Annotated in this window: 32 protein-coding genes; 11 read left to right on the top strand and 21 right to left on the bottom strand. The window is 63.1% G+C overall.

Features of this window, described 5'->3' with window-relative positions; all coding sequences use genetic code 11:
- Window positions 1–95 precede the first annotated feature (95 nt).
- From APH30_RS02285 to APH30_RS02350, 14 genes are all read right to left on the bottom strand, one after another.
- Window positions 96–386 (bottom strand): GIY-YIG nuclease family protein, encoded by a 291-nt coding sequence (locus APH30_RS02285; protein ID WP_029886781.1) that lies wholly within the window; start codon window positions 384–386, stop codon window positions 96–98.
- Entirely contained in the window at window positions 379–855 is a 477-nt protein-coding gene (locus APH30_RS02290) for a nuclear transport factor 2 family protein (protein WP_054911609.1), read from the bottom strand. Before APH30_RS02290 ends, APH30_RS02285 begins: the two co-directional genes overlap by 8 nt.
- 180 nt (window positions 856–1,035) lie before the next feature.
- A complete protein-coding gene (locus tag APH30_RS02295; protein WP_054911610.1) occupies window positions 1,036–2,316 on the bottom strand; it encodes an MFS transporter in 1,281 nt (426 codons plus the stop codon).
- Between the two features lie 13 nt (window positions 2,317–2,329).
- Window positions 2,330–2,977 (bottom strand): FadR/GntR family transcriptional regulator, encoded by a 648-nt coding sequence (locus APH30_RS02300; protein ID WP_054890008.1) that lies wholly within the window; start codon window positions 2,975–2,977, stop codon window positions 2,330–2,332.
- 143 nt (window positions 2,978–3,120) lie between these two features.
- Window positions 3,121–4,167, bottom strand: a complete 1,047-nt coding sequence (gene hisC / locus APH30_RS02305) for a histidinol-phosphate transaminase (RefSeq protein ID WP_009683023.1) — start codon at window positions 4,165–4,167, stop codon at window positions 3,121–3,123.
- Between the two features lie 2 nt (window positions 4,168–4,169).
- Entirely contained in the window at window positions 4,170–5,495 is a 1,326-nt protein-coding gene (hisD, locus tag APH30_RS02310; RefSeq protein WP_054911611.1) for a histidinol dehydrogenase, read from the bottom strand.
- A gap of 134 nt (window positions 5,496–5,629) precedes the next feature.
- Complete coding sequence (gene hisG, locus APH30_RS02315; protein WP_009683026.1) at window positions 5,630–6,265, bottom strand: ATP phosphoribosyltransferase; 636 nt, start codon at window positions 6,263–6,265, stop codon at window positions 5,630–5,632.
- A 91-nt stretch (window positions 6,266–6,356) separates the two neighbouring features.
- A complete protein-coding gene (gene murA / locus APH30_RS02320) occupies window positions 6,357–7,622 on the bottom strand; it encodes a UDP-N-acetylglucosamine 1-carboxyvinyltransferase (RefSeq protein ID WP_009683027.1) in 1,266 nt (421 codons plus the stop codon).
- Between the two features lie 23 nt (window positions 7,623–7,645).
- Window positions 7,646–7,885, bottom strand: coding sequence for a BolA family protein (locus APH30_RS02325; RefSeq protein WP_003255121.1), 240 nt, complete (start codon window positions 7,883–7,885; stop codon window positions 7,646–7,648).
- A 117-nt stretch (window positions 7,886–8,002) separates the two neighbouring features.
- Window positions 8,003–8,305 carry a lipid asymmetry maintenance protein MlaB gene (locus APH30_RS02330; protein WP_054911612.1) on the bottom strand — a complete coding sequence of 101 codons (303 nt, stop codon included), beginning with the start codon at window positions 8,303–8,305 and terminating at the stop codon, window positions 8,003–8,005.
- The gene (locus APH30_RS02335) at window positions 8,302–8,949 is read right to left on the bottom strand and encodes a phospholipid-binding protein MlaC (protein ID WP_054911613.1); all 648 of its coding nucleotides are present in this window, start codon (window positions 8,947–8,949) and stop codon (window positions 8,302–8,304) included. The genes APH30_RS02330 and APH30_RS02335 overlap by 4 nt, the downstream gene beginning before the upstream one ends.
- A 9-nt stretch (window positions 8,950–8,958) precedes the next feature.
- Entirely contained in the window at window positions 8,959–9,444 is a 486-nt protein-coding gene (mlaD, locus tag APH30_RS02340; protein ID WP_009683030.1) for an outer membrane lipid asymmetry maintenance protein MlaD, read from the bottom strand.
- Window positions 9,444–10,241, bottom strand: a complete 798-nt coding sequence (gene mlaE, locus APH30_RS02345; protein ID WP_009683031.1) for a lipid asymmetry maintenance ABC transporter permease subunit MlaE — start codon at window positions 10,239–10,241, stop codon at window positions 9,444–9,446. Before mlaE ends, mlaD begins: the two co-directional genes overlap by 1 nt.
- On the bottom strand, window positions 10,241–11,050 hold the full coding sequence (locus APH30_RS02350) for an ATP-binding cassette domain-containing protein (RefSeq protein WP_009683032.1): 810 nt from the start codon (window positions 11,048–11,050) through the stop codon (window positions 10,241–10,243). The genes mlaE and APH30_RS02350 overlap by 1 nt, the downstream gene beginning before the upstream one ends.
- Window positions 11,051–11,297: 247 nt before the next feature.
- On the opposite strand from APH30_RS02350, the gene APH30_RS02355 reads away from it, so the two are divergent.
- The 10 genes from APH30_RS02355 to APH30_RS02400 all read left to right on the top strand — a co-directional run bounded on the left by APH30_RS02355 (window position 11,298) and on the right by APH30_RS02400 (window position 18,295).
- On the top strand, window positions 11,298–12,272 hold the full coding sequence (locus APH30_RS02355; RefSeq protein WP_054911614.1) for a KpsF/GutQ family sugar-phosphate isomerase: 975 nt from the start codon (window positions 11,298–11,300) through the stop codon (window positions 12,270–12,272).
- Entirely contained in the window at window positions 12,272–12,796 is a 525-nt protein-coding gene (locus tag APH30_RS02360) for an HAD family hydrolase (RefSeq protein ID WP_009683034.1), read from the top strand. The genes APH30_RS02355 and APH30_RS02360 overlap by 1 nt, the downstream gene beginning before the upstream one ends.
- Before the next feature lie 8 nt (window positions 12,797–12,804).
- Complete coding sequence (lptC, locus tag APH30_RS02365; protein WP_054911615.1) at window positions 12,805–13,377, top strand: LPS export ABC transporter periplasmic protein LptC; 573 nt, start codon at window positions 12,805–12,807, stop codon at window positions 13,375–13,377.
- A complete protein-coding gene (lptA, locus tag APH30_RS02370; RefSeq protein ID WP_029887549.1) occupies window positions 13,364–13,888 on the top strand; it encodes a lipopolysaccharide transport periplasmic protein LptA in 525 nt (174 codons plus the stop codon). Before lptC ends, lptA begins: the two co-directional genes overlap by 14 nt.
- Entirely contained in the window at window positions 13,889–14,614 is a 726-nt protein-coding gene (gene lptB, locus APH30_RS02375; RefSeq protein WP_010952146.1) for an LPS export ABC transporter ATP-binding protein, read from the top strand. It abuts the gene before it with no gap.
- Window positions 14,615–14,787: 173 nt separating this feature from the next.
- Window positions 14,788–16,281: an RNA polymerase factor sigma-54 gene (locus tag APH30_RS02380; protein ID WP_054911616.1), complete on the top strand. Its 1,494-nt coding sequence runs from the start codon at window positions 14,788–14,790 to the stop codon at window positions 16,279–16,281.
- Window positions 16,282–16,360: 79 nt separating this feature from the next.
- Window positions 16,361–16,669, top strand: coding sequence for a ribosome hibernation-promoting factor, HPF/YfiA family (gene hpf, locus APH30_RS02385; RefSeq protein ID WP_003255135.1), 309 nt, complete (start codon window positions 16,361–16,363; stop codon window positions 16,667–16,669).
- Window positions 16,670–16,681: 12 nt separating this feature from the next.
- On the top strand, window positions 16,682–17,146 hold the full coding sequence (gene ptsN / locus APH30_RS02390; RefSeq protein ID WP_009683041.1) for a PTS IIA-like nitrogen regulatory protein PtsN: 465 nt from the start codon (window positions 16,682–16,684) through the stop codon (window positions 17,144–17,146).
- A gap of 2 nt (window positions 17,147–17,148) precedes the next feature.
- Window positions 17,149–18,003, top strand: coding sequence for an RNase adapter RapZ (gene rapZ, locus APH30_RS02395; protein WP_009683042.1), 855 nt, complete (start codon window positions 17,149–17,151; stop codon window positions 18,001–18,003).
- Between the two features lie 19 nt (window positions 18,004–18,022).
- The gene (locus tag APH30_RS02400; protein ID WP_009683043.1) at window positions 18,023–18,295 is read left to right on the top strand and encodes an HPr family phosphocarrier protein; all 273 of its coding nucleotides are present in this window, start codon (window positions 18,023–18,025) and stop codon (window positions 18,293–18,295) included.
- 55 nt (window positions 18,296–18,350) lie between these two features.
- Here APH30_RS02400 and APH30_RS02405 read toward each other — a convergent pair whose 3' ends face one another.
- From APH30_RS02405 to pmbA, 6 genes are all read right to left on the bottom strand, one after another.
- On the bottom strand, window positions 18,351–19,244 hold the full coding sequence (locus APH30_RS02405; protein WP_054911617.1) for a ZIP family metal transporter: 894 nt from the start codon (window positions 19,242–19,244) through the stop codon (window positions 18,351–18,353).
- Between the two features lie 11 nt (window positions 19,245–19,255).
- Complete coding sequence (locus APH30_RS02410) at window positions 19,256–19,867, bottom strand: superoxide dismutase (RefSeq protein WP_054911618.1); 612 nt, start codon at window positions 19,865–19,867, stop codon at window positions 19,256–19,258.
- Window position 19,868: 1 nt separating this feature from the next.
- On the bottom strand, window positions 19,869–20,330 hold the full coding sequence (locus tag APH30_RS02415; protein ID WP_029887552.1) for a hypothetical protein: 462 nt from the start codon (window positions 20,328–20,330) through the stop codon (window positions 19,869–19,871).
- A gap of 27 nt (window positions 20,331–20,357) precedes the next feature.
- Window positions 20,358–21,734, bottom strand: coding sequence for a lyase family protein (locus tag APH30_RS02420; protein ID WP_054911619.1), 1,377 nt, complete (start codon window positions 21,732–21,734; stop codon window positions 20,358–20,360).
- Window positions 21,727–22,128 (bottom strand): hypothetical protein, encoded by a 402-nt coding sequence (locus tag APH30_RS02425; protein ID WP_054911620.1) that lies wholly within the window; start codon window positions 22,126–22,128, stop codon window positions 21,727–21,729. The genes APH30_RS02420 and APH30_RS02425 overlap by 8 nt, the downstream gene beginning before the upstream one ends.
- 229 nt (window positions 22,129–22,357) lie before the next feature.
- Window positions 22,358–23,704: a metalloprotease PmbA gene (pmbA, locus tag APH30_RS02430; protein WP_054911621.1), complete on the bottom strand. Its 1,347-nt coding sequence runs from the start codon at window positions 23,702–23,704 to the stop codon at window positions 22,358–22,360.
- Window positions 23,705–23,812: 108 nt separating this feature from the next.
- Here pmbA and yjgA point away from each other — a divergent pair, with 108 nt between their 5' ends.
- Window positions 23,813–24,334, top strand: a complete 522-nt coding sequence (gene yjgA / locus APH30_RS02435; RefSeq protein ID WP_054911622.1) for a ribosome biogenesis factor YjgA — start codon at window positions 23,813–23,815, stop codon at window positions 24,332–24,334.
- 114 nt (window positions 24,335–24,448) lie between these two features.
- Here yjgA and tldD read toward each other — a convergent pair whose 3' ends face one another.
- Window positions 24,449–25,888, bottom strand: coding sequence for a metalloprotease TldD (tldD, locus tag APH30_RS02440; protein WP_054911623.1), 1,440 nt, complete (start codon window positions 25,886–25,888; stop codon window positions 24,449–24,451).
- Window position 25,889: the final 1 nt, after the last annotated feature.

Below are 25,889 nucleotides of genomic sequence, written 5' to 3' on the forward strand. Positions count from 1 at the left end.
GGCCCATGGGCCGCGCGACCCGCTCCTGCACGCATCGCGACCTCTTGTAGGAGCGGCCTTGCGTCGCGATGGGCCGCAAAGCGGCCCCAGCACCCTCAAGCCGAACCCATCAGATAAGCCGCCACCAAAGCCTCTTTCGCCGACTTGCGCAGCCGTTTCACCAACCGCTCCTGGCGCAATGCCTCGCCCTTGTCCGGCCATTGCTCGACATACACCAGCGCCTGTGCCGGGCTGGTCTTGAAGTACCGTGCCCCCCGCCCTTTCTGATGGGCCAGAAAACGCCGCTGCGGGTCATCGCTGACCCCGCAATACAACGAGCCGTTGGCCGCCCTGACCAGGTAAACATACCAAGGCTTGCCAACGCCTGCGGGGGCGGCTTCACACACCCTGGGCCTGCTGGAATGCGCGCAAACCCTTGAAGGCCTGTGCGCGAACCTTGTTCTGCAGCAGCGGCGACCACCCCAGCAATACCCCTGGCATGCCCAACGCCTGCCGCGACCAGCGCCACAGGTCGAACGTATCGTCGTGCTGGCAGATCAAGCCATCGCGGATGATGAAGCGTGCCTGGATATCATTGACCACCACCCGCCCCGTCTGGCTGAACAGGTAGGTCGCCACCCAGTGTGCGGCACCGCTGCGCTCGTCGGCGCGTACGCTGTCGAAGGTCAGGGTGAAGTCTTTGGCGCGCGTGGTCAGCATGCGCCACATGTCGCCCGCGTCCTTGCCACGCAGCGTACCGAAAACCGGGTCGCTGAAAACGATATCGTCGCTGTAGCAGGCGATCATTGCCTCGGCGTCCAGGCGCTGGAAGGCCTGGTAGAAGCGCGTAATCAAATCGCGGTGGGCGTCACTCATGGGGGCTGGTCCATCCTGGGGTCGAAAGCAGCACGATAATCTGACCCGGTTGCTTATGCCAGCTTCCGCCGCAGCATCTCACAGGCGCTGCATATCTTCTGACAAACACCTGTCAGCCCTGATGCGATCCCTGTGGGAGCTGGCTTGCCGGCGACAGGGCCGGTGCTGCCCAGCACAGATTCAGACTTTTTCGCTGGTCACCTGCACATGCAAAGCCCGCCCGGCCCCCAACCCGAAGACGATGGCGCCGACCCCAAGCACAGCGAAGATCCAGCCCACGGCCGCCCAGCCGCCCGTCAGGTCATGCACCAACCCCACCGCGAACGGCCCCATCGACGCCAGGGTATACCCCACGCCTTGGGCCATGCTCGACAGGTTGGCCGCCACGTGGGCGTCCTTCGAGCGCAACACGATCAAGGTCAGCGCCAGGGCAAAGGTACCTCCCTGCCCCAGGCCCAGCACCACGGCCCAGCCCCACAGCCCGGAAAGCGGGGCATACAGGCAACCGAACAGGCCCGCCAGAGTGGTCAGCATGACCACCACGATTGCCAGCCGCTGGTCCTTGCCGCGAGTGGCCAGCCACGGCGCGCTCAGCGAACTCAGCAACTGCACGATGACCGACCCGGAAAGGACCAGGCCGGCCTGGGTCGGGCTCAGGCCACGACCGATCAGGATCGACGGCAGCCAGCCAAACACGATGTAGGCCAGCGACGACTGCAGCCCCATGTACAGGGTCACCTGCCAGGCCAACGGGTCACGCCAGAGGCCACGTACGCGGTATGCCACCTTGTGCAGGCCGTGCCCCTGGCGGGCTTGTGGCAGCCAGACCAGCATGGCCAGCAGCGCCGGGAGCACCCAGAAGCCCAGGCCCAACGCCCAGCTGCCACCGAAATGGCTGGCCAAGGGCACGGTGGCACCCGCCGCCATGGCCGCGCCCAGGCACAAGGCCATGGTGTACACCCCGGTCAGCGTGCCTGCGTGCTGGGGGAAGTCGCGCTTGACGATACCGGGCAACAACACCCCGATGATGCCGATGCTGGCGCCAGCCATCAGGCTGCCCAGAAACACCCCCGCCACGCCCAAACTGCTGCGCACGACAATGCCCAACGCCAGGGTGAGCAGAATGCCGACGATCACCCGCTCACTGCCAAAGCGCCTTGCCAGCATCGGTGCCAGCGGCGCAAACAGCCCAAGGCACAACACCGGCAAGGTGGTCAGCAAACCAGCTTGCGAAGCGTTCAGCCCCAGGCCTTCGGACACCTGGCCCAACACGGGCGCCATGCTCGACAGCGCCGGGCGCAGGTTCAGCGCCACCAGCACCAGGCCGAGCAACAGCAGCCACGGCCGACGCAATTGCACCGGCTGCTGCTGGACTTGCTCGTCGTCGGCCTCGGCGTCGATCAGCAGCTCATCGAGGTCGCGTGCGTGCGGTGGGGTGTTGCGGGGTAGGGATTCAGCCATGGTGTTCTCGGGGTCAGGATTCGATAAGGGTGCGGCTCAGGTGCTTGGCCCGGTCCGCATCACGCTGTTCGATGGCGTCGAGGATCTGCCCATGCAGATCGAACGTGGCCTGGCAGCGCGGCACGGTCGCCATGCTGTGCTGCAGCGCCGCCGCGACCACGCCGGAGAAATAGCGGTAAAGCTCGCTGAGGGCGGGGTTGTGGGCGGCATCGACCAGCCGCTGGTGAAACACCAGGTCGCACCTTATGTAGTGATCGACATCACCATGAAAATGCCCGGCGCTGCCGGCCAGCGCTTCGCGCAGCCCTTGCAGGTCTGCATCGGTGCGCCGCAGCGCGGCCAGGCCAATCGCCTCCGCCTCGAGAATGTGGCGGGTTTCACGGGCCTGCTCGGCGGTACAGCGGGCCATGGCCTGCATCGCCAGCAACGGGTCCTGCGCGGTACGCAGGTAGCTGCCGTCGCCTTGGCGTACTTCGACCAGGCCGCTGAAGGCCAGCACGCGCATGGCTTCGCGCACGGTGTTACGGCTGATGCCCAGTTGCAGGGCCAGTTCCGGCTCGGTCGGCAGGCGCTGGCCGATCTGCCAGTCACCCTGGGCGATGCGCTCACGCAGTTGCTCAACGGCCTGCTCGACGAGGGAGCGCTTGATCAATAACGACATCGATACATCCAGTCATCGGACGAATTAGGGCTAACCATAAGCGCTGAATCAACAGGCTGCAACGCTTTACAGAATTGTTTTTGAGTAGGCACCAAGCGCCGCGCGGGCGGCGCTCGGTGTGACAGGCGCTAAAAAGGGCCCGGTCAGTTCAAGGCATCCAGCAGCGCCTGGTTCATCTCCGGCGTGCCAATGGTGATCCGCAGGAACTGGGCGATACGTGCCTGCTTGAAGTGGCGCACGATGACACCCTGCTCGCGCAAGCGCGCTGCCAACTCGGCGGCATCCTGTTGCGGGTGGCGCGCGAAAATGAAGTTGGCCGCCGACGGCAGCACTTCGAAGCCCTTGGCCTGTAGCTGGCCAACCAACGCCTCGCGGCTGTCGATCACCTTGCGGCAGGTTTGCTCGAAGTACTCTCGGTCCTCGAAAGCCGCGGCAGCGCCAACAATGGCCGCACGGTCCAGCGGGTAGGAGTTGAAGCTGTTCTTGATGCGCTCCAATGCCTCGATCAGGTCCGGGTGCCCCACGGCCAAGCCAACACGCAGCCCCGCCAACGAGCGCGATTTGGACAAGGTCTGGGTCACCAGCAGGTTGTCGTAGCGATCGACCAGGCTGATGGCGGTTTCGCCGCCGAAGTCGATGTACGCTTCATCCACCACCACCACCGAGTCACGGTTGGCCTGCAGCAGTTGCTCTACCGCCTGCAGTGGCATCAGGCAACCCGTAGGCGCGTTGGGGTTGGGGAAGATGATCCCGGCATTGGGCTTGTTGTAGTCCTCGATACGGATCTGGAACTGCTCGTCCAGGGCCACCTGCTCGAACGCGATGCCGTAGAGACCACAGTACACCGGGTAGAAGCTGTAGCTGATATCAGGGAACAACAACGGTGCATCGTGCTGGAACAGGCCGTGGAAGATGTGCGCCAGCACCTCGTCCGAACCATTGCCGACAAACACTTGCGCCGGGGTAACGCCGTAATACTCGGCCACCGCCTGCTTCAGGCGGTCACCGTTAGGATCGGGGTACAGGCGCAGGTTGTCGTTCAGCTCCGCGCGCATGGCCTCCAGCGCCTTGGGCGACGGGCCGTAGGGGTTCTCGTTGGTGTTCAGCTTGACCAGCCGCGCCAGTTTGGGCTGCTCGCCCGGCACGTAAGGCACCAGGTCCTTGACGAAGGGGCTCCAGAATCGGCTCATGTTCAGTTCCCCTTCTGTTGGGTCAGGATGCGGTATTCAGCGCTTCGGGCGTGCGCGGTCAGCGATTCGCCACGGGCCAGCACGGAGGCAGTCTGGCCTAGTTCGGACGCGCCTTGCTCGGAGCAGAAGATGATCGACGAGCGCTTCTGGAAGTCGTACACACCCAACGGCGACGAGAAGCGTGCAGTGCCGGAGGTTGGCAACACGTGGTTGGGGCCGGCGCAGTAATCACCCAGTGCTTCGCTGGTGTGGCGGCCCATGAAGATCGCCCCGGCGTGGCGAATGTGCGGCAGCCAGGCCTGCGGGTCGGCCACCGACAGCTCCAGGTGCTCGGGGGCGATGCGGTTGGCCACGTCCATGGCCTGCTGCATGTCTTCTACCTGGATCAATGCACCACGGCCGTTGACCGACTTCTGGATGATTTGCGCACGCTCCATGGTCGGCAGCAGCTTGTCGATACTGGCAGCGACACGGTCCAGGAAGGCGGCATCCGGGCTGACCAGAATGGCCTGTGCGTCTTCGTCGTGTTCAGCCTGGGAGAACAGGTCCATGGCGATCCAGTCCGGGTCGGTCTGGCCGTCGCACACCACCAGGATTTCCGAAGGCCCGGCGATCATGTCGATGCCCACCTGGCCAAATACATGGCGCTTGGCAGTGGCGACATAGATATTGCCCGGGCCGACGATCTTGTCGACCTGTGGCACGCTTTCGGTGCCATAGGCCAGTGCCGCGACCGCCTGGGCGCCACCGACAGTGAACACGCGGTCGACACCGGCGATGCAGGCAGCGGCCAGCACCAGCTCGTTGACCTCACCGCGCGGGGTCGGCACCACCATCACCACTTCGGCCACGCCGGCCACCTTGGCCGGGATGGCGTTCATCAGCACCGACGAGGGGTACGAGGCCTTGCCGCCGGGCACATACAGGCCGGCCCGATCCAGCGGGGTAACCTTCTGCCCCAGTACGGTGCCGTCGGCTTCGGTGTACTGCCAGGAATCCTGCTTCTGCCGCTCATGGTAGATGCGCACACGGTCGGCGGCCTTTTCCAGGGCCTGGCGCTGTACGGGGGTGATACGGGTCAGCGCCAGCTCCAGGCGCTCGCGATCGAGGATCAGGTCATCGATCGATGTGGCCTGAACGCCATCGAAACGCTGGGTGAACTCCACCAGCGCCGCGTCGCCACGCTCGCGCACGGCCTTGATGATGTCCAGCACGCGCTGGTTGACCGCGTCATCGGACACACTTTCCCAGCTCAGCAGATGATCCAGATGACGGGCGAAATCCGGATCAGCAGCGTTGAGACGGGCAATTGCAGTGGACACGGTCATGGCGAGGGCCTCGATGATTAGCGAATGCTCAGGCGCCCTAGGCTACCAGTCCATCCGCGCGGGCACCCGAGAAAAGTGGCTATGACGCGGATAGATGGGCGCGGCAGCAACGGCCGCGCGCAATCGGTAGGGAATTAACCGCGGTGTCGCGATTCGACCGCCGCGCGCAGCGTGTCGATAAGGCTCTGGATGCGGGCGTGCTGCATCTTCATGGAAGCCTTGTTGACCACCAGGCGCGAGCTGATCGTGGCGATCATTTCCTGGGGCTCCAGGCCATTGGCCCGCAGGGTGTTGCCGGTATCTACCACGTCGATGATCTTGTCGGCGAGGTTGATCAGCGGTGCCAGCTCCATCGAGCCGTACAGCTTGATGATGTCGACCTGGCGGCCCTGTTCGGCGTAGTAACGCTTGGCGACGTTGACGAACTTGGTGGCCACGCGCAGGCGGCCCTTGGGCTCAGGGGCGCCGACCACGCCAGCGGTCATCAGCTTGCAGCGGGCAATCTGCAGGTCCAGTGGCTCGTACAGGCCCTGGCCGCCGTACTCCATCAGCACGTCCTTGCCGGCCACACCCAGGTCGGCAGCACCATGCTCGACATAGGTCGGCACGTCGGTAGCACGCACGATCAGCAGGCGTACGTCGTCCTGCGTGGTAGGGATGATCAGTTTGCGGCTCTTGTCCGGGTTCTCGGTCGGCACGATGCCGGCCTCGGCCAGCAACGGCAAGGTATCGTCGAGAATACGGCCTTTGGAAAGCGCGATGGTCAACATTGGAACGTCAGTCCTTAAGCGGCTACTGCTGGCCAGGTCATGGACCTGGCCGCTTTCAATTCGAACGGTGCGTCCTTGCACCAGAGGGCGATCAGCCCGGTACGCGGCGGATTTTCGCGCCGAGCATCTGCAGTTTTTCTTCGATGCACTCGTAGCCACGGTCAATGTGGTAGATGCGGTCGATCAGCGTGTCACCTTCGGCCACCAGCGCCGAGAGCACCAGGCTGGCCGACGCGCGCAGGTCGGTGGCCATGACCGGGGCGCCTTTGAGGGCCGGCACACCGGTGACGATCGCGGTGTTGCCTTCGACCTGGATCTGCGCCCCCATGCGGTGCATTTCGTACACGTGCATGAAGCGGTTTTCGAAGATGGTTTCGATGACGGCACCGGTGCCTTCGGCAATGGCGTTCAGCGAGATGAACTGCGCCTGCATGTCGGTCGGGAACGCCGGGTACGGCGCAGTACGCAGGTTCACGGCTTTCGGCCGCTTGCCCTGCATGTCGAGCTCGATCCAGTCTTCACCGGTGGTGATCTCGGCGCCGGCTTCCTTGAGCTTTTCCAGCACGGCCTCAAGGATGGTCGGGTCGGTATCCTTGACCTTGACGCGGCCACCGGTCACGGCAGCGGCAACCAGGTAGGTACCGGTCTCGATCCGGTCCGGCATCACGCGGTAGCTGGCCGACGCCAGGCGCTCGACGCCATCGATGGTGATGGTGTCGGTACCGGCACCTTGCACCTTGCCGCCCATGGCGTTGATGAAGTTGGCCAGGTCGACCACCTCCGGCTCACGCGCAGCGTTCTGCAATACACTGCGGCCTTTGGCCAGCGCTGCGGCCATCATGATGTTTTCGGTACCGGTCACGCTGACGGTGTCGAAGAAGAAATGCGCACCGCGCAGGCCGCCCTCAGGCGCCTTGGCCTTGATGTAGCCAGCTTCGACCTCGATCTTCGCACCCATGGCCTCGAGGCCACGGATGTGCAGATCGACCGGGCGCGAACCGATCGCGCAACCGCCGGGCAGCGCCACCTCGGCCTCGCCGAAGCGGGCGACCATCGGGCCCAGCACCAGGATCGAGGCGCGCATGGTCTTGACCAGTTCGTAAGGCGCGACCAGGGTCTTGATGGTGCGGGGGTCGATTTCCACCGCCAGCTTTTCGTCGATCACTGGCTCGATGCCCATGCGGCCGAACAGCTCGATCATGGTGGTGATGTCGTGCAGGTGTGGCAGGTTACCTACGGTGACCGGGCCATCGGCCAGCAGGGTCGCCGCCAGAATAGGCAGGGCTGCGTTCTTCGCACCCGAAATACGGATCTCGCCGTCAAGACGAGCGCCGCCAGTAATAATCAGTTTGTCCATTGGAATCTCGCCGCCAAGTTGGCTCAGGTGCGCTCAGCCCAGGCTGCGCTGCTGAAAAATTTCATGGTTACCGCATGGATGCTGCCATTGGCGATCCACGGATTCAGATGAGCATAGATAGCCTGCTGGCGTTTGACCGGGCTCAGGCCAGCCAACTCGTCGCTGATCACGTTCAACTGGAAGTTGCAGCCTTCGCCTTCAACTTCTACCCGGGAACCCGGCAATTTCTCTTCAAGGAAGCTTTTAACTTCTACGGCCTGCATGCTCAACCTCAATCGGCGCCCGATGCGCACGGGTCGGCCATCATACAAAAAAGCCCCTCGCCTGCGAAGCCCAACGAGGGCTTCGCTGACCGAGGGGCCGTCATCCGTGCCGGGCCATCAGGTCGCCAGCACTTGATCGAGGTCGTAGACCTCGGCAATTTCCCGCATGTCGTCGGGCATGCCCCGCACCCGGCAGGCCTTGCCTGTGGCCTGGGCATCGCGCATGAACGACAGCAGCAACGACAGGCCGACACTGGTGGAGCGCAGCACGCCCGTGCAATCGAGCACCAATTGCGCATCCCGGCTGGCAGTGATCAGCGCCTTGCCTTGCTTGCGCAGCTGCGGCCCGCTGCGATAGTCCAGCACGCCGGACAGGCTCAGCACGCCCGGCTCAGCCATGCTTACCGCGGCCTCACTCATTTCACCGCCTTTTCTGGCGAGTTGTCGGCGGCCTGCTTGGCCTTGGCCACTTCGCCGGCCCAGCCGTCGATGGTCTTGTCCAGGTTGTTGCCATTGCGCTGCATGGCGTCGGCGAACTGGTCACGGAACAGCTTGCCAATGTTGATGCCGTTGACGATGACGTTACGCACTTTCCACTCGCCACCCAGGTTTTCCAGGGTGTACTGCACCGGGTACACGGCGCCATTGTTGCCGGTAACCTTCATGCCCACCGAAGCGCGCTTGCCATCATCGGCCTTGGCCGGGTCAACGACGATCCCCTGGTTGTTGTACTCCAGCAACGCATTGCCGTAGAACTGGAACAGGCTGCGCTTGAAGTTTTCCTGGAAGCGCTGCATCTGCTCGGGGGTGGCCTTGCGCGAGTACTTGACGGTCATGATGCTGCGGGAAATACCGTCGGCATCGACCACCGGCGCGAGAATCCGGTCAAGGGTGTCGTAGAACGCTTGTGGGTTGGCCTTGTACTGCTCTTTGTTGGCCTTGAGTTCACCCAGCAGCTCGGTGGTGGTGCTTTGAACCACGTCATGCGGGGACTGCGCGGCCAAGGTCATCAGGGGGAAAGCCGCCAGCAATACCAGCAGGCCACGTCGCAAGATCGAAATCATGGAAACTCCTCAATTAGCCGGTTGCGCTTCTTTCGGTTCCTTGCCAACGGAGTTGAGCAGGAACTTGCCTATCAGGTCTTCCAGCACCAGGGCAGACTGGGTGTCGTGAATGGTCGAGCCATCCTTGAGCACGTCTTCCTCACCGCCCACGCTGATACCGATGTACTTCTCGCCGAGCAGACCGGCGGTCAGGATCGAGGCAGTGGAGTCGGTCGGCAGGTTGTCCACCGACTTGTCCAGCTGCAGGGTCACCCGACCGGTATAGGAATCACGGTCCAGATCGATGGCGGTGACCTTGCCGATGGTCACGCCCGCCATGGTCACCTTGGCTCTGACCGTCAAACCGGCGATATTGTCGAAATAGGCATAAACTTTATAGGTATCGCTGCTCGGGCTGGCCGACAGCCCGCTGACACGCAGGGCCAGCAGCAGCAGCGCCAGGATCCCGGCCAGCAGGAACAGGCCGACACCGATTTCCAGGGTGCGGTTTTGCATCAGAAATCTCCAAACATCAAGGCGGTCAGAATAAAGTCCAGACCCAGCACTGCCAACGAGGCATAGACCACGGTCTTGGTGGTTGCACGGCTGATCCCTTCTGAAGTGGGCTCACAGTCGTACCCCTGGAATACGGCGATCCAGGTCGCGACGAATGCGAACACCAGGCTCTTGATCAACCCGTTGAGCACGTCGTCGGTGAACGAAACACTGTTCTGCATGTTGGCCCAGAACGAGCCCTCGTATACGCCCAGCCAGTCCACGGCGACCCACGAGCCCCCCCAGATACCGACCACACTGAAGATCAGCGCCAGCAGCGGCAACGAGATGAAACCGGCCCACAAGCGTGGCGCCACGATGTACTTGAGCGGGTCGACGCCGATCATCTCCAGGCTGGACAACTGCTCGGTGGACTTCATGTTGCCGATTTCGGCAGTCAGTGCAGAACCGGCACGGCCCGCGAACAGCAACGCCGTGACCACCGGCCCAAGCTCGCGCAACAGGGTCAGGGCCACCATCTGGCCCACGGCCTGCTCGGAGCCGTACTTGGTGAGGATGCTGTAGCCCTGCAGCGCCAGCACCATACCGATGAACACCCCGGACACGACGACGATCGCCAGCGACAGCACGCCCACCGAGTACAGCTGCCTGATCAGCAGCTGGAAGCCACCGCCAATGCCGCCGCGCCCAACCAGGGCATGGAACAGGAACAGGCAGGAACGCCCGAGTACCGCCACCACGTCGATGGCCGAGCGGCCCAGCAGCCGGACACGTTCGAGTAAGGATTTTCTGCGCATCAACGCGCCCCCAGCAGGTCGGCGCTGTAGTCAGGCGCAGGGAAATGGAACGGCACCGGGCCATCCGGGTCGCCTTTCATGAACTGGCGGATCCGCGGGTTGTCCGAGCCCATCAGCTCGTCGGGGGTACCCTGCCCCAGCACCTGGCCGTCGCCCACCACATAGATGTAGTCGGCGATGCTGGCGGTTTCTGCGAGGTCATGGGACACCACGATGCTGGTAATGCCCAAGGCATCGTTGAGCAGGCGGATCAAGCGCACCAGCACCCCCATGGCAATCGGGTCCTGCCCGACGAACGGCTCGTCGTACATGAGGATCTGCGGGTCCAGGGCGATTGCCCGGGCCAGCGCCACACGGCGCTTCATGCCACCGGACAGCTCATCGGGCATCAGGTCGATGGCCCCACGAAGCCCTACGGCCTGCAGTTTCATCAAGACAATGTCACGAATCATGTCGTCGGCAAGCTGGGTATGCACGCGCAGCGGAAATGCGACGTTCTCGAACACATCGAGGTCGGTGAACAGCGCGCCGCTCTGAAACAGCACGCCCATCTGCTTGCGGGCGTCGAACAGGTCGCTGCGCGACAGCGTTGGCAGGTTCTGCCCGGCGACCCATACCTCACCACTGGCGGGGCGCAGCTGCGCGCCCATCAGGCGAAGCAACGTGGTCTTGCCGCAACCCGATGGCCCCATGATGCCGGTGACCTTGCCGCGCGGGATGCGAATATCGACGTTGCTGAAAATGCTACGCGAACCGCGCTTGAAGGTAACACCCTTCAATTCCACCGCGTAGGCGCTATCCACACTCATCTAGACTCCTTGCTGATGCAGCCTCGTCCTTATGGACGCCAGCCTCCCTGCAGAAGGCACACGCGCCCTTGGCAGGCCGAATAGCGGCGAACTATAGCACCGCTGCCCGCGCGCCCCCAAGGTCATGCATGCCCCGTTCAGCTACGAGACAGGCTGGCGCGCCCGGGACCAGGCAGATGGAAAAGGTGAGGGTTTCGTCGATTGCGGCTATAATCGCCGACTTTTCATCAGGCAGTGCTTTATCGACATGAGCCAATCCAGCGAGCTGATTCAATCCGCACAGCGCACCGTGCGCCTGGAACTCGAGGCCGTAGAGGGCCTGCTGGCGCGCATCGACGAGCATTTCGTCAAAGCCTGCGAACTGATCCTGGCCAGCCAGGGCCGCGTCGTGGTGCTTGGCATGGGCAAGTCCGGGCATATCGGCAACAAAATTGCCGCGACCCTCGCCAGCACCGGCACCCCCGCGTTTTTCGTGCACCCGGCCGAAGCCAGCCATGGCGACATGGGCATGATCACCGGCAACGATATCATCCTGGCGCTGTCCAACTCAGGCAGTACGGCCGAGATTGTCACGTTGCTGCCGCTGGTCAAGCGCCTGGGCATCACCCTCATCAGCCTTACCGGCAACCCAGATTCCACCCTGGCCCAGGCAGCAGAGGTGAACCTGGATGCCCGGGTCGCACAGGAGGCTTGCCCGCTGAACCTTGCCCCTACCTCCTCGACCACTGCGGCACTGGTGTTGGGTGACGCGCTGGCCATTGCCCTGCTCGAAGCGCGCGGGTTCACGGCCGAGGACTTCGCCTTTTCGCACCCTGGCGGCGCCTTGGGGCGGCGGCTGCTGCTGAAGGTCGAGCATGTGATGCACAGCGGTGACCAGCTGCCCAAGGTGCTGCGTGGCACGTTGCTCAAGGATGCCCTGCTGGAAATGTCGCGCAAAGGGCTGGGCATGACCGCTGTGCTCGAGCCAGACGGCAAGCTGGCCGGTATCTTCACCGATGGCGACCTGCGCCGCAGCCTGGACCGCAATATCGACGTGCATACCACGTTGATCGACCACGTCATGACCGTGCATGGCAAAACTGCACGGGCCGAAATGCTCGCCGCCGAGGCCCTTAAAATCATGGAAGACAACAAAATCAACGCACTGGTGGTCGTCGACCAGGACGACCGGCCGACAGGTGCCCTGAACATGCACGACCTGTTGCGTGCAGGAGTTATGTGATGAGCCAGAATCTCATGCAACGTGGCCAGGCCATCAAGCTGGCCGTGTTCGATGTCGACGGCGTACTGACCGATGGGCGACTGTACTTTCTCGAAGACGGCAGCGAATTCAAGACCTTCAATACCCTCGACGGCCAGGGCATCAAGATGCTCATGGCGTCGGGCGTGACCACGGCCATCATCAGCGGGCGCAAGACCCCGGTGGTCGAGCGGCGGGCTGCGAACCTGGGTATCGCGCACCTGTTTCAGGGCCGCGAAGACAAATTGGTGGTTCTTGACGGGCTGCTTGCCGAACTCGGCCTAAGCTATGAACAGGTCGCCTACCTGGGCGACGACCTGCCCGACCTGCCGGTGATTCGCCGCGTCGGTCTGGGTATGGCAGTGGCCAACGCCGCGCCCTTCGTTCGCCAGCATGCCCACGGCGTGACCCAGGCGCGCGGCGGCGAAGGCGCTGCCCGCGAGTTCTGCGAACTGATCATGCAGGCCCAGGGCACCCTGGACGCTGCCAACGCCAATTACTTGTAAGGCCGCCCATGTTCAGCAAGAAGGTCCGCAATATTGCGCTGCTGGCGGTGATTGCTGCCGTGCTCGCTGCCATTGGCTACTGGAATGTCAGCCCTGAAAGCTTCCTCGACCAGCCTGTGGCCCAGGTCGACGAGAGCGCCATCGACTACTATGCGATCAACGCCCATAGTGTGCAGTTCTTGCCGGACGGCAAATTGCAGTACGAAATGACCGCCGACAAGGTCGAGCACGTCAAGGCGACCGAAGTTACCCTGGTGACCACGCCCGACCTGCGCCTTTACCGCGGCACCGAATACCCGTGGCATGTTCAGAGCGAGCGCGGCGAGGTCAGCCCGGACGGCAACGAGGTCGAACTGATCAACAAGGTCCGCGTTGCCCGCACCGACGAAAAGCAACGCGACACCATCATCACCAGCTCACGCATGACCGTATTCCCGCAGAAGCAATATGCGCAGACCGAGCAAGCCGTTAGAATCGACGGCGCCGGTGGCACAACCACGGGCAAGGGCATGAAAGCGTATTTGAAAGAAGGCAAGATGGACTTGCTCTCTAACGTAAGAGGACAGTATGAGGCTCGTTAAAACCCTCCCCCTTTTGCTCAGCCTGAGCGCAGCACTGGGAAGCGCGAGCGCCTTCGCCCTGCCGAATGACCGTGACCAGCCAATCCGTATCCAGGCCGACAACGCGCATCTGGACGACAAGCAGGGTGTCGCGACGTACACCGGTGACGTGATCATCACTCAAGGCTCGATGATGATCAAAGGCAATACCGTGACCATGACCCGCGCCGCCAACGGCGACATCGACGTGGTCACTTCGGTTGGCAACCTGGCCTACTTCGAGCAGCAGCAGAGCGCCGCCAAGCCCGACAAGATGAAGGGCTGGGCAGTGACCATCCAGTACCAGGCGCAAAAAGACACCGTGATCCTCACCGACCGCGCCAAGGTCGAGAACGAAGGCAACACCACCGAGGGCGAGAAGATCGTCTACAACACCAAGTCGCAGGTGGCTACCGCCGGCCGTGGCGGTAACGTGACCCAGCCACGTCAGCGCATCGACATGGTGATCCAGCCCAAGAAGAAGGCCGAGTAGATGGCAACCCTAAAAGCCCAGCACCTGGCCAAAAGCTACAAGGGGCGCCAGGTCGTACGTGATGTCAGCCTGTCGATCGACAGCGGCCAGATCGTCGGATTGCTCGGCCCGAACGGTGCCGGCAAGACCACCTGCTTCTACATGATCGTCGGCCTGGTCCAGGCCGAGCAGGGTCGTGTCCTGATCGACAACCTCGATGTCAGCCACCAGCCCATGCACGGCCGCGCGCGCGCCGGCATCGGCTACCTGCCGCAGGAAGCCTCGATCTTCCGCAAGCTTTCGGTGGCCGACAACATCATGGCCATCCTCGAGACCCGCAAGGACCTCGACCGCGATGGCCGGCGCAAGGAGCTGGAAAGCCTGCTGCAGGAGTTCCACATAAGCCACATCCGCGACAACCTCGGCATGAGCCTGTCCGGTGGCGAACGCCGCCGTGTCGAGATCGCCCGCGCCCTGGCGACCGCGCCCAAGTTCATCCTGCTGGACGAACCCTTCGCCGGCGTGGACCCGATCTCGGTCGGTGACATCAAGCAGATCATCCACCACCTCAAGGCCAAGGGTATCGGTGTGCTGATCACGGACCACAACGTGCGCGAAACGCTGGATATCTGCGAGACCGCCTACATCGTCAACGATGGCCGGCTGATCGCCGAAGGCGACGCCGAAACCATCCTGGCCAACGAACTGGTCAAAGAGGTTTACCTGGGCCACGAGTTCCGGCTCTGACCCACCCCTGCCTGGGGTACTGGCAACCTGCCCTGAAGCCGGGGTTAAAATTGTTACGTACTCTAGGCAAACGCTACAATTTAAGGCATAAAACTTGCTTGATCTGGCGCCCCGGCGCCCTCGTGTAGTGGATGGCGCATGCGCGCCGGCGAACAAGGTATTAAGCCCCAGCCATGAAACCATCGCTCGTCCTAAAAATGGGCCAGCAACTGACGATGACACCGCAGTTGCAACAGGCCATCCGCCTGCTCCAGCTTTCCACCCTGGACCTCCAACAGGAAATCCAGGAGGCGCTGGAGTCGAACCCGATGCTCGAACGCCAGGAAGACGGCGACGACTTCGACAACAGCGATCCGATGGCCGACAACGCCGAGAACAAGCCGGCCGCCGACGTTCAGGACAACAGCTTCCAGGAAAGCACGGTCAGTGCCGACAACCTCGAAGACGGTGAATGGAGCGAGCGCATCCCCAACGAGCTGCCGGTCGACACCGCCTGGGAAGACATCTACCAGACCAGCGCCAGCAGCCTGCCGAGCAACGATGACGACGAGTGGGACTTCACCACGCGGACATCGGCCGGCGAAAGCCTGCAAAGCCACCTGCTGTGGCAACTGAACCTGGCGCCGATGTCGGATACCGACCGCCTGATCGCCGTGACCCTGATCGACAGCATCAACGGCCAAGGCTACCTGGAAGACACCCTCGAAGAAATCTGCGCTGGCTTCGACCCGGAGCTGGATATCGAGCTGGACGAAGTCGAAGCGGTGCTGCACCGCATTCAGCAGTTCGAACCGGCAGGCGTCGCGGCACGCACCCTTGGCGAGTGCCTGTTGCTGCAACTGCGCCAACTGCCTGCCAGCACGCCGTGGCTGAACGAGGCGAAACGGCTGGTCAGCGATTTCATCGACTTGCTCGGCAGCCGCGACTACAGCCAGCTCATGCGGCGCATGAAAATCAAGGAAGACGAACTGCGCCAGGTGATCGAACTGGTGCAAAGCCTCAACCCGCGCCCGGGTTCGCAGATCGAGTCCAGCGAGCCCGAGTACGTGGTCCCGGACGTGATCGTGCGCAAGGACAGCGACCGCTGGCTGGTGGAACTGAACCAGGAAGCCATCCCGCGCCTGCGCGTGAACGCTCAATACGCCGGCTTCGTGCGCCGCGCCGACACCAGTGCCGACAACACCTTCATGCGCAACCAGCTGCAGGAGGCGCGCTGGTTCATCAAGAGCCTGCAAAGCCGCAACGAGACCCTGATGAAAGTCGCCACGCAGATCGTCGAGCATCAGCGCGGCTTCCTCGATCATGGCGACGAAGCGATGAAACCGCTGGTGCTGCATGACATTGCCGAAGCGGTGGGCATGCACGAGTCGACCATTTCCCGGGTGACCACGCAGAAATACATGCACACGCCCCGCGGCATCTACGAACTGAAATACTTTTTCTCCAGCCACGTCAGCACCTCCGAAGGCGGAGAATGCTCGTCTACAGCGATCCGCGCGATCATCAAGAAACTGGTTGCAGCGGAAAATCAGAAAAAGCCATTGAGTGACAGCAAGATCGCTGGTTTACTGGAGGCACAAGGCATCCAGGTGGCCCGTCGCACCGTCGCCAAGTACCGCGAGTCTCTCGGCATCGCACCGTCGAGTGAGCGCAAGCGACTGATGTAGCCCCTGAGATCTGCCATAGCGTTTGCGGGGCAGGTGCAAGACCTGCCTCTTTATGCACGGGCAACACAGGAGAAGCTGTATGCAAGTCAATATCAGTGGACAGCATGTAGAAGTCACCCAGCCACTGCGCGATTACGTGCTTGAAAAGCTCGCCCGCGTGGAAAGTCACTTCGACAAGATCACCAACGTGCAGGTCATCATGAAGGTCGAGAAGCTGCAGCAGAAGGTCGAGGCGACCCTGCAGATTCCCGGCGGCGAAGTGGTAGCAAACGCCGAACACGAAGATATGTATGCAGCGATCGATGCCTTGGCCGACAAGCTCGACCGCCAACTGAAAAAACACAAGGAAAAACAGCAAAGCCTGCTGCAAGGTGCAGCTGCCCGCTGATCCCCCTCATCCATGATCCGACTTGAAACCATCCTGACCCCCGGCCGTTCCCTCGTGAACGTGCCGGGCGGCAGTAAGAAGCGCGCCCTGGAAAAGGTCGCCACCATCATCGCCGAACAAGTGCCGGAACTGGAGATGCAAGTCGTCTTCGAAAAGCTGGTCGCCCGGGAAAAACTCGGTTCAACCGGTTTCGGCAATGGCATCGCCATTCCGCACTGCCGGCTTGAAGGCTGCTCCGCGCCAGTTAGCGCCCTGCTGCACCTGGAAGCACCCATCGATTACGATGCCATCGATGGCGCGCCGGTAGACTTGCTGTTCGTCCTGCTGGTCCCTGAAGCCGCCACCGATGCCCACCTGGAACTGCTGCGCCAGATCGCCAGCATGCTCGACCGCAAGGACGTGCGTGATCGCTTGCGTTCGGCCACCAGCAACGAGGCCTTGTACCAGGTTGTCCTGGACGTACAGAACGAGCACTGAACATGCGCCTGATCATCGTCAGCGGCCGGTCTGGCTCCGGCAAGAGCACCGCCCTCGATGTCCTGGAAGACAACGGTTTCTATTGCATTGACAACCTGCCCGCCGGGCTGCTGCCGCAGCTCGCGGAAAATGCACTGATCAACACCGAACTGCTGCAGCCGAAAGTGGCAGTGTCGATCGACGCCCGCAACCTGCCCAGCCACCTGTCGCGCTTCCCCGAGCTGCTAGCCGACGCCCGTGCCCGCCACATCCAGTGCGATGTGCTGTACCTGGATGCCGATGAAGATACCCTGCTCAAGCGGTTTTCAGAAACCCGCCGCCGCCACCCGCTGACCAACGCCGACCGCTCGCTGGCAGAGGCCATCCGCGTGGAGAGCGAACTGCTGGGGCCGATTGCCGACCTGGCCGACCTGAAGATCGACACCACCAGCCTGAACCTCTACCAGTTGCGTGACACGATCAAGTTGCGCCTGCTCAACAAGCCCGAGCCTGGTACCGCATTCCTGGTCGAGTCATTCGGCTTCAAACGCGGCATGCCGGTCGATGCCGATCTGGTGTTCGACGTACGCTGCCTGCCCAACCCCTACTGGAAGCCCGAATTGCGTGAGCACTCCGGCCTGGAACAGCCGGTGATCGACTACCTGGCCGCGCAGCCAGACGTCGAGGACATGTTCAACGATATTTCCAGCTACCTGCTCAAGTGGCTACCCCGCTTCGCAGCCAGTAACCGTGCCTACGTGACCATTGCCATTGGCTGCACCGGCGGCCACCATCGTTCGGTGTACATCACCGAACGCCTCGGCCAGTTGCTGCAACAGTCCCTGAAAAACGTCCAGGTCCGCCACCGCGACCTCTAGCCCAAGGATCCGCCCCACGATGCCCGCCCGCGAAATCACCATCATCAACAAGCTGGGCCTGCATGCCCGGGCGGCAGCGAAGTTCGTCGGCGTGGCCGGCCGCTTTCCCTGCCAGGTGCGGGTCGGCCGCGCGCCGGACAAACTGGTAGACGGCAAAAGCATCATGGCCGTGATGATGCTGGCGGCTGGCAAGGGTACCCAGGTGCACCTGCATACCGAGGGTGAGCAGGACAACGATGCCATGGACGCGCTGGTCGAGTTGATCAACAACTACTTCGACGAAGGCGAGTAAGCCTCCAAGCCCTGCACCGCGCCCACAGTGTGCACCCCTTCAACCTGACCAAAGATCAGGACAGCGCGGTATCCATCACCATCATCAGGCAGAAGCCGATGCACAGCCCCAGGCTGGCCAGGCGGTGATGGCCGTTGCTGCGCGATTCGGGGATGACTTCCTGGGTTACCACCAGCAGCATTGCGCCGGCTGCGCAGGCGAGCCCCAGGGGCAGCAGCAATTCGGCGACATTCACCAGCCAGGCACAGATCACCGCAGCCACAGGCTCGACCAACCCCGAAGCCGCGCCGATCAAGAACGCCTTGAAGCGCGGCATGCCCGCCCCTGCCAACACCAGGGCAATCACCAGCCCTTCGGGCACATCCTGCAACGCGATGCCCATGGCTAGGCTGTCTGCGTCGGCCATGCCACCCCCGGCTGACACACCAATCGCCATGCCTTCGGGAATGTTGTGGGCAATGATGGCAATGACGAAAAGCCAGATCCGCGCGGCGATCACCGGCTGCTGCGCACTGCCAACCAGCGCTTGCGGCGAGGCGTTGGAGACCTTGAGGTCGATAAGGAACAGGCACAACGCGCCGAACATCAAGCCGAAGCTGATCAAGCCACCCGCACCCCATGGGCTGAAGCCGATGGCCTGGGCCGCATCCAGCCCGGGCATGATCAATGAAAATGCCGTAGCCGCCAGCATGACCCCGGCGCCGAAGCCCAGCATGGTGTCGGCCAACGCCACCGGCATGTTACGGATGACCAGCACCGGTACTGCGCCCAGCGCCGTGCCCAGCGCACACAAAGCGCCGCCCTCCAGGGCTCGCAGCATGCGCGGCGCCAAGTCCAGCCAGGCAAGACCGCGCGCCGCCAGCAGCGCGGTACCCGCCAGCAACAGCAAGGCACCCAGCGCCTGGCGAAACAGGCGCACACTGCTGACCGACATGACCTCTGAGCGCATACCGGTCCGACTCACTTCAGGGCTTCGAGATAGCGGTGTTGCACTTGCGCCCAGTCGATGACGTTGTAGAAGGCACCAATGTATTCCGGGCGGCGGTTCTGGTATTTCAGGTAATACGCATGCTCCCACACGTCCAACCCGAGAATTGGCGTGTTGCCATGCATCAGTGGGCTGTCCTGGTTGCCGCTGCTTTCCACGACCAGGGTTTTCTGCGGCGTTACGCTGAGCCAGGCCCAGCCGCTGCCGAAGCGGGTCAGGGCGGCCTTGGTGAAGGCTTCCTTGAACGCGTCGAAACCGCCCAGTTGCGTGGTGATGGCTTGTGCCAGCTCGCCCGTGGGCTCACCGCCGCCCTGCGGCGACATCACGGTCCAGAACAGGCTGTGGTTGGCGTGACCGCCACCGTGGTTGGTCACGGCGCCACGTAGGTGCTCCGGCAAGTCCCCGACCGCAGCGACCAGTTTTTCGACTGGCCACTCAGCCCACTCGGTGCCTTCGACGGCGGCGTTGAGGCCATTGACATAAGTCTGGTGGTGCCTGGTGTGGTGGATCTCCATGGTCTGCGCGTCGATGTGCGGCTCCAGCGCGTCGTAGGCGTAAGGCAAAGCAGGCAAGGTATGGGGCATGTCAGTGAATTCCGTAGGCTTGAGTACTGGGTACCACGCCGGCCGGGGCAGCGAGTTCGCTGGCCCCGATGTTGTGGCGGTTGAGCAGGCGTTCGGTACGCGGGTACTGGCCGTACTCCGCAATGAAACCGAGCAGTTCGGTGTAGGTACGCCCACTGTGGCGCAGGGCTGCGTCCCGCAGCGCCTGTGGCAAGCGGGCTTGCTGGCTGGCCTGTAGCAGCCACTGGTGCGCGGCACAGAGGTAATCGGCACTTTCATGCGGCTGGTTCAGGCGCAGGTGCAGGTCGGCCAGGTTATGGTGAGCGACGACCAGGGCAGCCACCGCTTCGTCGACGTCATGCCAGCGCTCGAACAGCACCTGGGCCAGGGCCAGGGCTTGCAGGTAATGTTCCCGGGCATCGACCAGCTCGCCTTGTTCGAACAGGCGGTTGGCCAGTTCCATGGTGCGTTTCCAGTGCTGCATGTCTGTTTCCTCGGCGGTAAGGCAGTGTCAGATGCCGCCAGCGGTGAGTTTTTCCGGGTCCAGCAGCGTTTCCAGCTGGTCCCGCGACAGGTCGGTATGCTCCAGGGCGACATCAATGATCGGGCGACCTTGCTGGTAGGCGGTCTTGGCAATTTCAGCGGCCTTCAGGTAGCCGATGATCGGGTTCAGTGCAGTGACCAGGATCGGGTTGCGCGCCAGCGCCTCCTTCAGCTTGGCCTCGTTGACCTTGAAGCTGGCAATGGCTTTGTCGGCCAGCAGGCGGCTGACGTTGGCCATCAACTCGATGCTCTCCAGCAGGTTGCGTGCGATCAGCGGCAACATCACGTTCAGTTCGAAGTTGCCCGACTGCCCAGCCACGGCGATAGTGGCGTCGTTGCCGATGACCTGCGCGGCGACCATGGCCGTAGCCTCCGGGATGACCGGGTTGACCTTGCCTGGCATGATCGAAGAGCCCGGCTGCAGACCCTGCAGTTCGATTTCCCCAAGGCCGGCCAGAGGGCCCGAGTTCATCCAGCGCAGGTCGTTGGCAATCTTCATCAATGCCACCGCTGTGGTCTTGAGCTGGCCGGACAGGGCTACCGCGGTATCCTGCGAACCGATCAGGGCAAACAGGTTGTGCCCCGGCGTGAACTGGACCTGGGTCAGGCCGCTGAGCTGGCGCGCGAAAGCGGCAGCGAATTGCGGGTGGGCATTGATGCCGGTGCCCACTGCGGTGCCGCCCTGGGCCAGCGCCTGCAGGCTTGGCAGGGTGGCTTCAATGTGCGCCTTGGCACCTTCGATCTGCGCTGCCCAACCGTCCAGCACCTGGCTCAGGCGCACGGGCATTGCATCCATCAGGTGGGTACGGCCGGTTTTCACGTACTGATGCACCTGCCTGGACTTGGCCTCGATCACCTGCACCAGGTGCGCCAGGGCAGGCAACAGCTGCTCATGCACGGCGAGGGCAGCGCTGACGTGAATGGTGGTGGGAATGATGTCATTGCTGCTCTGGCCGCAATTGACGTGGTCGTTGGCATTGACCGGCTCGCTGAGCACACGGCTGGCCAGGGTGGCGATCACCTCGTTCGCGTTCATGTTCGAGCTGGTGCCCGAGCCTGTCTGAAACACGTCGACCGGGAAGTGCTGGATGTAGTCCTGCGCCAGCAGCTGTTCCACCGCCTTGACGATGGCCTGCCCCTGGCCGGCGGACAGCTGCTCCAGCTCTACGTTGGCCTTGGCCGCAGCCGCTTTGGCCAGCAGCAAGGCACGAATGAACTGGGCCGGCATGCGCTGGCCGCTGATCGGGAAATTGTCGACCGCGCGCTGGGTCTGGGCGCCATACAGGGCTTGGGCCGGCACCTGCAATTCACCCATGCTGTCGCGCTCGATACGGGTATCACTCATCATCAAATCCTTGCATCAGTTCATCGGGAGAAATCGACGGCAGCAGGCTGCAGTTGGCCAACTGAATGGCGTAGGCCTGCCAACGCTGGTTCTGGGCCTGGCGGTCGAGGTTGCGCAGGTCCAGCAACGGCCGCCAGGCCTGGTCCAGGCACAGGCAGCGCCAGTGCCAGGGCAACATGCGGTCGCAGGCGGTGTCGAGCAGCAGGCGGAAGGAGGTCAACGCCACCGTCCATGGCGAGGTTTCGGTACAGCACACCAGGTAACGGCCTTCGGCCAGGTAGTGCTCGATCAGGCGCGGCTCGTCAGGTTCGAGCGCGCAGCGGATCCGGCGGCTGAGCCAGCGCCAGTTTTCCAGGTAGGGCAGTTCGCGGAGGACGGAATTCATGAACATCATCGCCGAGTTACTGGATAATGATATTCATTATTAATTGATAAATAGAATCACTTCAAGGGGAGCTGATGAAAGAAAAAACCCGGCGCGAGGGCCGGGTCTTGTATTCCACTGGAAATTCTTTATTGCCTGTACCGGCCTCTTCGCGGGCTTGCCCGCTCCTACAGGGGGTTGCATAGGCTTCACACTGTGGGAGCGGGCGAGCCCGCGAATGGGCCGTACAGGCAATGAATCAGCTACCTGCCACAGTCATCCGCTCGATCAGCACCGACCCAGTGTGGATATTGCTGCGTGTTTCAAGATCGCTGCCAATCGCGACAATCTGCTGGAACATATCCTTCATGTTGCCGGCAATCGTCACTTCCTGCACCGCATGCTGGATTTCACCATTCTCGACCCAGAAACCCGCTGCCCCTCGGGAGTAATCACCCGTCACCATGTTCAGGCCCTGGCCCATCAGCTCGGTCACCAAAAGCCCACGCCCCATACGCCGGATCAGGGCAGCCTGGTCCTCGACGCCGTGGCTGACGAACAGGTTGTGTACACCCCCCGCGTTGGCCGTGCTGGGCAAGCCCAGCTTGCGCCCCGAATAGGTACCCAGCAGATACGACACCAGCTCGCCTTTGTCGACGAACGGTTTGGCGTAGGTCGCCAGGCCGTCGGCGTCGAACGCTGCACTGGCCAGCGCGCGCGGAATGTGCGGGCGCTCGTCGAGGGTCAGCCAGGACGGGAACAGGCGCTGGCCGATGCTGCCTTCGAGGAACGACGACTTGCGGTACAGATTGCCGCCGGAAATCGCCGACAGAAAGCTGCCGAACAAACCGCCTGCCAGTTCTGCGGAAAACAGCACCGGCACTTCGCAGGTTGGCACCGGGCGCGCGCCGAGGCGGCTAGCGGCCCGCTGCGCGGCACGCACACCAATGCTGCGCGGGTCGGCCAACAGGTTGCCCTGGCGGTTGACGTCATACCAGTAATCGCGCTGCATCTGCCCGTCGCCTTCAGCGATCATCACGCAGCTGAGGCTGTGCCGGGTCGAGGCGTAAGCACCGATGAACCCGTGGCTGTTGCCATACACGCGGCAGCCCTGGTGGGTGTTGAGGGTGGTGCCATCGGCATTGAGGATGCGCGGGTCGGCATCGAACGCCGCCGCTTCGCACGCCAAGGCCATCTCGATGGCTTTCTCGGGCTCGAGAGCCCAGTCGTGATACAGGTCCAGGTCCGGAATTTCCCGGGCCATCAACGCCGCGTCCGCCAGGCCCGAACAGTCGTCCTCGGAGGTGTGCCTGGCAATGGCCAGCGCTGCCGCGACGGTTTCCCGGATCGCCTCCGGGCCACTGGCCGAGGTACTGGCCGAGCCTTTGCGCTGGCCAACATAGAGGGTGATGCCAAAGCCCTGGTCGCGGTTGAATTCAACCGTTTCGACCTCGCGCTGACGTACCGTGGTGGACAGGCCCTGCTCCAGCGACACGGCCACTTCGCAGGCACTGGCCCCTTGGCGGCGCGCTTCGGCGATGATCGCCTCGACCTGCTCTTGCAATGCTGGCAGGTCTTTCGGACCTACGCTCTGGACTGCACTCATGGTTCTCTCCACTCAAATTCTGCGTTCGGCGAGGGTCATTCTACGACCGGGCCGGACAAGCGGCCCCCGACTGGTTATCATGGCGGCGATTTCTAGCGGACTGCCACCATGGTTGATTCAAACGACGACGCCTTCGACGGCGAAAAAAGCAAAACCCAGATCAAGCGCGAGCTGCATGCGCTGGTCGAACTCGGCGAGCGCCTGACTACGCTCAAGGCCGATACCCTGGCCCGCCTGCCGTTGACCGACGAGCTGCGCAAGGCCCTTGCCGAGGCCAGCAAGCACACTGCTCATGGTGCGCGTAAACGCCACATGTCGTTCGTCGGCAAGCTGATGCGCGTGCAGGACCTGGATGCCATCCATGCCCTGCTCGAGCAGATGGACAGCTCGACTCGCCAGTACAACGAACGCTTCCACGGCCTGGAGCGCTGGCGCGACCGGTTGGTCGACGGTAACGACGAAGACCTTGAACGCTTCGTCAACGAATACCCCGACACCGATCGCCAGCAACTGCGTTCGCTGGTGCGCCATGCCCAGCACGAGAAGGCGCGGAACAAACCGCCGGCCGCCGCGCGCAAGGTGTTCAAGTACATCCGCGACCTCGACGAGTTGCAGCGCGGGTTGCGCTGACAGGCTGGGACCCTGTGGGAGCGGGCGTGCCCGCGAAGCAGGCGACGCGGTGCCCGGCACCGGCTTCGCCGGTGCTGGCGGACAAGCCCGCTCCCACAACGGCCCCAAAGGCCATCACGCGCCGGTACCGCCCACGGTGATCGCATCCAGCTTCAGGGTCGGCTGCCCAACCCCGACCGGCACCGATTGCCCGTCCTTGCCGCACGTCCCTACCCCGCTGTCCAGCGCCAGGTCGTTGCCGACCATCGACACCCGGCTCATCGCCTCCGGACCATTGCCAATCAAGGTCGCGCCCTTCACCGGTGCGGTAATCTTGCCGTCTTCGATCAGGTAGGCCTCGCTGGTCGAAAACACGAACTTGCCGCTGGTGATGTCCACCTGGCCACCCCCGAGGTTGGCGCAGTAGATGCCCTTCTTCACCGAGGCGATAATTTCCTGCGGGTCGCTTTCGCCGGCACGCATGTAGGTGTTGGTCATGCGTGGCATCGGCAGGTGAGCGTAGGATTCGCGGCGACCATTGCCGGTCACTGCCATGCCCATCAGCCGCGCGTTCAGCTTGTCCTGCATGTAGCCCTTGAGCACACCGTTCTCGATCAGGGTGGTGCACTCGGTCGGCGTACCTTCGTCATCCACGCTCAGCGAACCGCGGCGGCCTTCCAGGGTGCCGTCATCGACGATGGTGCACAGGCTCGACGCCACTTTCTCGCCAACCCGGCCACTGAAGGCCGAGCTGCCCTTGCGGTTGAAGTCACCTTCCAGGCCATGGCCGACCGCCTCGTGCAGCAGCACGCCCGACCATCCCGAGCCCAGCACCACTGGCAAGGTACCGGCCGGCGCGGGGATAGCTTCGAGGTTCACCAGCGCCTGGCGCAGCGCCTCACGGGCATAGCCCATGACCCGCTCTTCGGTGAAGAAACGGTAGTCGGTACGCCCGCCACCCCCCTGCCCGCCGCGCTCGCGACGGCCGTTCTGCTCAACGATGACGCTCACATTGAAACGCACCAGCGGCCGCACATCTGCAGCCAGGCTGCCGTCCGCTGCAGCGATGAGGATGCGCTCCCAGACCCCGGCCATGCTCACGCTGACCTGCTGGATACGCGGGTCAAGCGCGCGGGTCGCGGCATCGACACGCTTCAGCAACTCGACCTTTTCGGCACGGCTGAGTACATCGAGCGGGTTGTCCGCCGCATACAGCGCGGTCACTGACGGGCTGCGGAAGGCCTGCACGGTGCCGTTCTGCCCGGCGCGGGAAATCGAACGGGCGGCGCGCGCGGCCGACGTCAGCGCTTCAAGGTTGATGGCATTGCTGTAGGCGAAGCCGGTCTTTTCACCGGACAGGGCACGCACGCCCACGCCTTGGTCCAGGTTGAAGCTGCCCTCTTTGACGATGCCGTCTTCCAGCGGCCAGGTTTCTGAAATCTGGCCCTGGAAATACAGGTCGGCAGCGTCGATGCCGGGGCCGGCCAATTCACCGAGCACGCTTTGCAGGCTGTCCAGGGTCAAGCCGCCTGGGGCCAGGAGCTGCTCACTGACGGTGGATAACATCTGGCTCATA

Origin of the sequence: Pseudomonas sp. NBRC 111127 (assembly GCF_001320345.1) — a bacterium.
Lineage (GTDB): Bacteria > Pseudomonadota > Gammaproteobacteria > Pseudomonadales > Pseudomonadaceae > Aquipseudomonas > Aquipseudomonas juntendi.

Coding starts and splice junctions, on each gene's coding strand:
- APH30_RS02420 (WP_054911619.1), bottom strand. CDS start 21,734: ATGAGTGATACCCGTATCGAGCGCGACAGCATGGGTGAATTGCAGGTG.
- APH30_RS02325 (WP_003255121.1), bottom strand. CDS start 7,885: ATGCAGGCCGTAGAAGTTAAAAGCTTCCTTGAAGAGAAATTGCCGGGT.
- hpf (WP_003255135.1), top strand. CDS start 16,361: ATGCAAGTCAATATCAGTGGACAGCATGTAGAAGTCACCCAGCCACTG.
- yjgA (WP_054911622.1), top strand. CDS start 23,813: ATGGTTGATTCAAACGACGACGCCTTCGACGGCGAAAAAAGCAAAACC.
- APH30_RS02350 (WP_009683032.1), bottom strand. CDS start 11,050: ATGAGTGTGGATAGCGCCTACGCGGTGGAATTGAAGGGTGTTACCTTC.
- APH30_RS02425 (WP_054911620.1), bottom strand. CDS start 22,128: ATGATGTTCATGAATTCCGTCCTCCGCGAACTGCCCTACCTGGAAAAC.
- APH30_RS02290 (WP_054911609.1), bottom strand. CDS start 855: ATGAGTGACGCCCACCGCGATTTGATTACGCGCTTCTACCAGGCCTTC.
- hisG (WP_009683026.1), bottom strand. CDS start 6,265: ATGTTGACCATCGCGCTTTCCAAAGGCCGTATTCTCGACGATACCTTG.
- lptC (WP_054911615.1), top strand. CDS start 12,805: ATGTTCAGCAAGAAGGTCCGCAATATTGCGCTGCTGGCGGTGATTGCT.
- APH30_RS02330 (WP_054911612.1), bottom strand. CDS start 8,305: ATGAGTGAGGCCGCGGTAAGCATGGCTGAGCCGGGCGTGCTGAGCCTG.
- rapZ (WP_009683042.1), top strand. CDS start 17,149: ATGCGCCTGATCATCGTCAGCGGCCGGTCTGGCTCCGGCAAGAGCACC.
- lptB (WP_010952146.1), top strand. CDS start 13,889: ATGGCAACCCTAAAAGCCCAGCACCTGGCCAAAAGCTACAAGGGGCGC.
- hisD (WP_054911611.1), bottom strand. CDS start 5,495: ATGACCGTGTCCACTGCAATTGCCCGTCTCAACGCTGCTGATCCGGAT.
- ptsN (WP_009683041.1), top strand. CDS start 16,682: ATGATCCGACTTGAAACCATCCTGACCCCCGGCCGTTCCCTCGTGAAC.
- APH30_RS02400 (WP_009683043.1), top strand. CDS start 18,023: ATGCCCGCCCGCGAAATCACCATCATCAACAAGCTGGGCCTGCATGCC.
- pmbA (WP_054911621.1), bottom strand. CDS start 23,704: ATGAGTGCAGTCCAGAGCGTAGGTCCGAAAGACCTGCCAGCATTGCAA.
- APH30_RS02300 (WP_054890008.1), bottom strand. CDS start 2,977: ATGTCGTTATTGATCAAGCGCTCCCTCGTCGAGCAGGCCGTTGAGCAA.
- APH30_RS02355 (WP_054911614.1), top strand. CDS start 11,298: ATGAGCCAATCCAGCGAGCTGATTCAATCCGCACAGCGCACCGTGCGC.
- murA (WP_009683027.1), bottom strand. CDS start 7,622: ATGGACAAACTGATTATTACTGGCGGCGCTCGTCTTGACGGCGAGATC.
- mlaE (WP_009683031.1), bottom strand. CDS start 10,241: ATGCGCAGAAAATCCTTACTCGAACGTGTCCGGCTGCTGGGCCGCTCG.
- APH30_RS02415 (WP_029887552.1), bottom strand. CDS start 20,330: ATGCAGCACTGGAAACGCACCATGGAACTGGCCAACCGCCTGTTCGAA.
- APH30_RS02335 (WP_054911613.1), bottom strand. CDS start 8,949: ATGATTTCGATCTTGCGACGTGGCCTGCTGGTATTGCTGGCGGCTTTC.
- APH30_RS02405 (WP_054911617.1), bottom strand. CDS start 19,244: ATGCGCTCAGAGGTCATGTCGGTCAGCAGTGTGCGCCTGTTTCGCCAG.
- APH30_RS02295 (WP_054911610.1), bottom strand. CDS start 2,316: ATGGCTGAATCCCTACCCCGCAACACCCCACCGCACGCACGCGACCTC.
- APH30_RS02360 (WP_009683034.1), top strand. CDS start 12,272: ATGAGCCAGAATCTCATGCAACGTGGCCAGGCCATCAAGCTGGCCGTG.
- lptA (WP_029887549.1), top strand. CDS start 13,364: ATGAGGCTCGTTAAAACCCTCCCCCTTTTGCTCAGCCTGAGCGCAGCA.
- APH30_RS02410 (WP_054911618.1), bottom strand. CDS start 19,867: ATGCCCCATACCTTGCCTGCTTTGCCTTACGCCTACGACGCGCTGGAG.
- hisC (WP_009683023.1), bottom strand. CDS start 4,167: ATGAGCCGATTCTGGAGCCCCTTCGTCAAGGACCTGGTGCCTTACGTG.
- tldD (WP_054911623.1), bottom strand. CDS start 25,888: ATGAGCCAGATGTTATCCACCGTCAGTGAGCAGCTCCTGGCCCCAGGC.
- APH30_RS02380 (WP_054911616.1), top strand. CDS start 14,788: ATGAAACCATCGCTCGTCCTAAAAATGGGCCAGCAACTGACGATGACA.
- mlaD (WP_009683030.1), bottom strand. CDS start 9,444: ATGCAAAACCGCACCCTGGAAATCGGTGTCGGCCTGTTCCTGCTGGCC.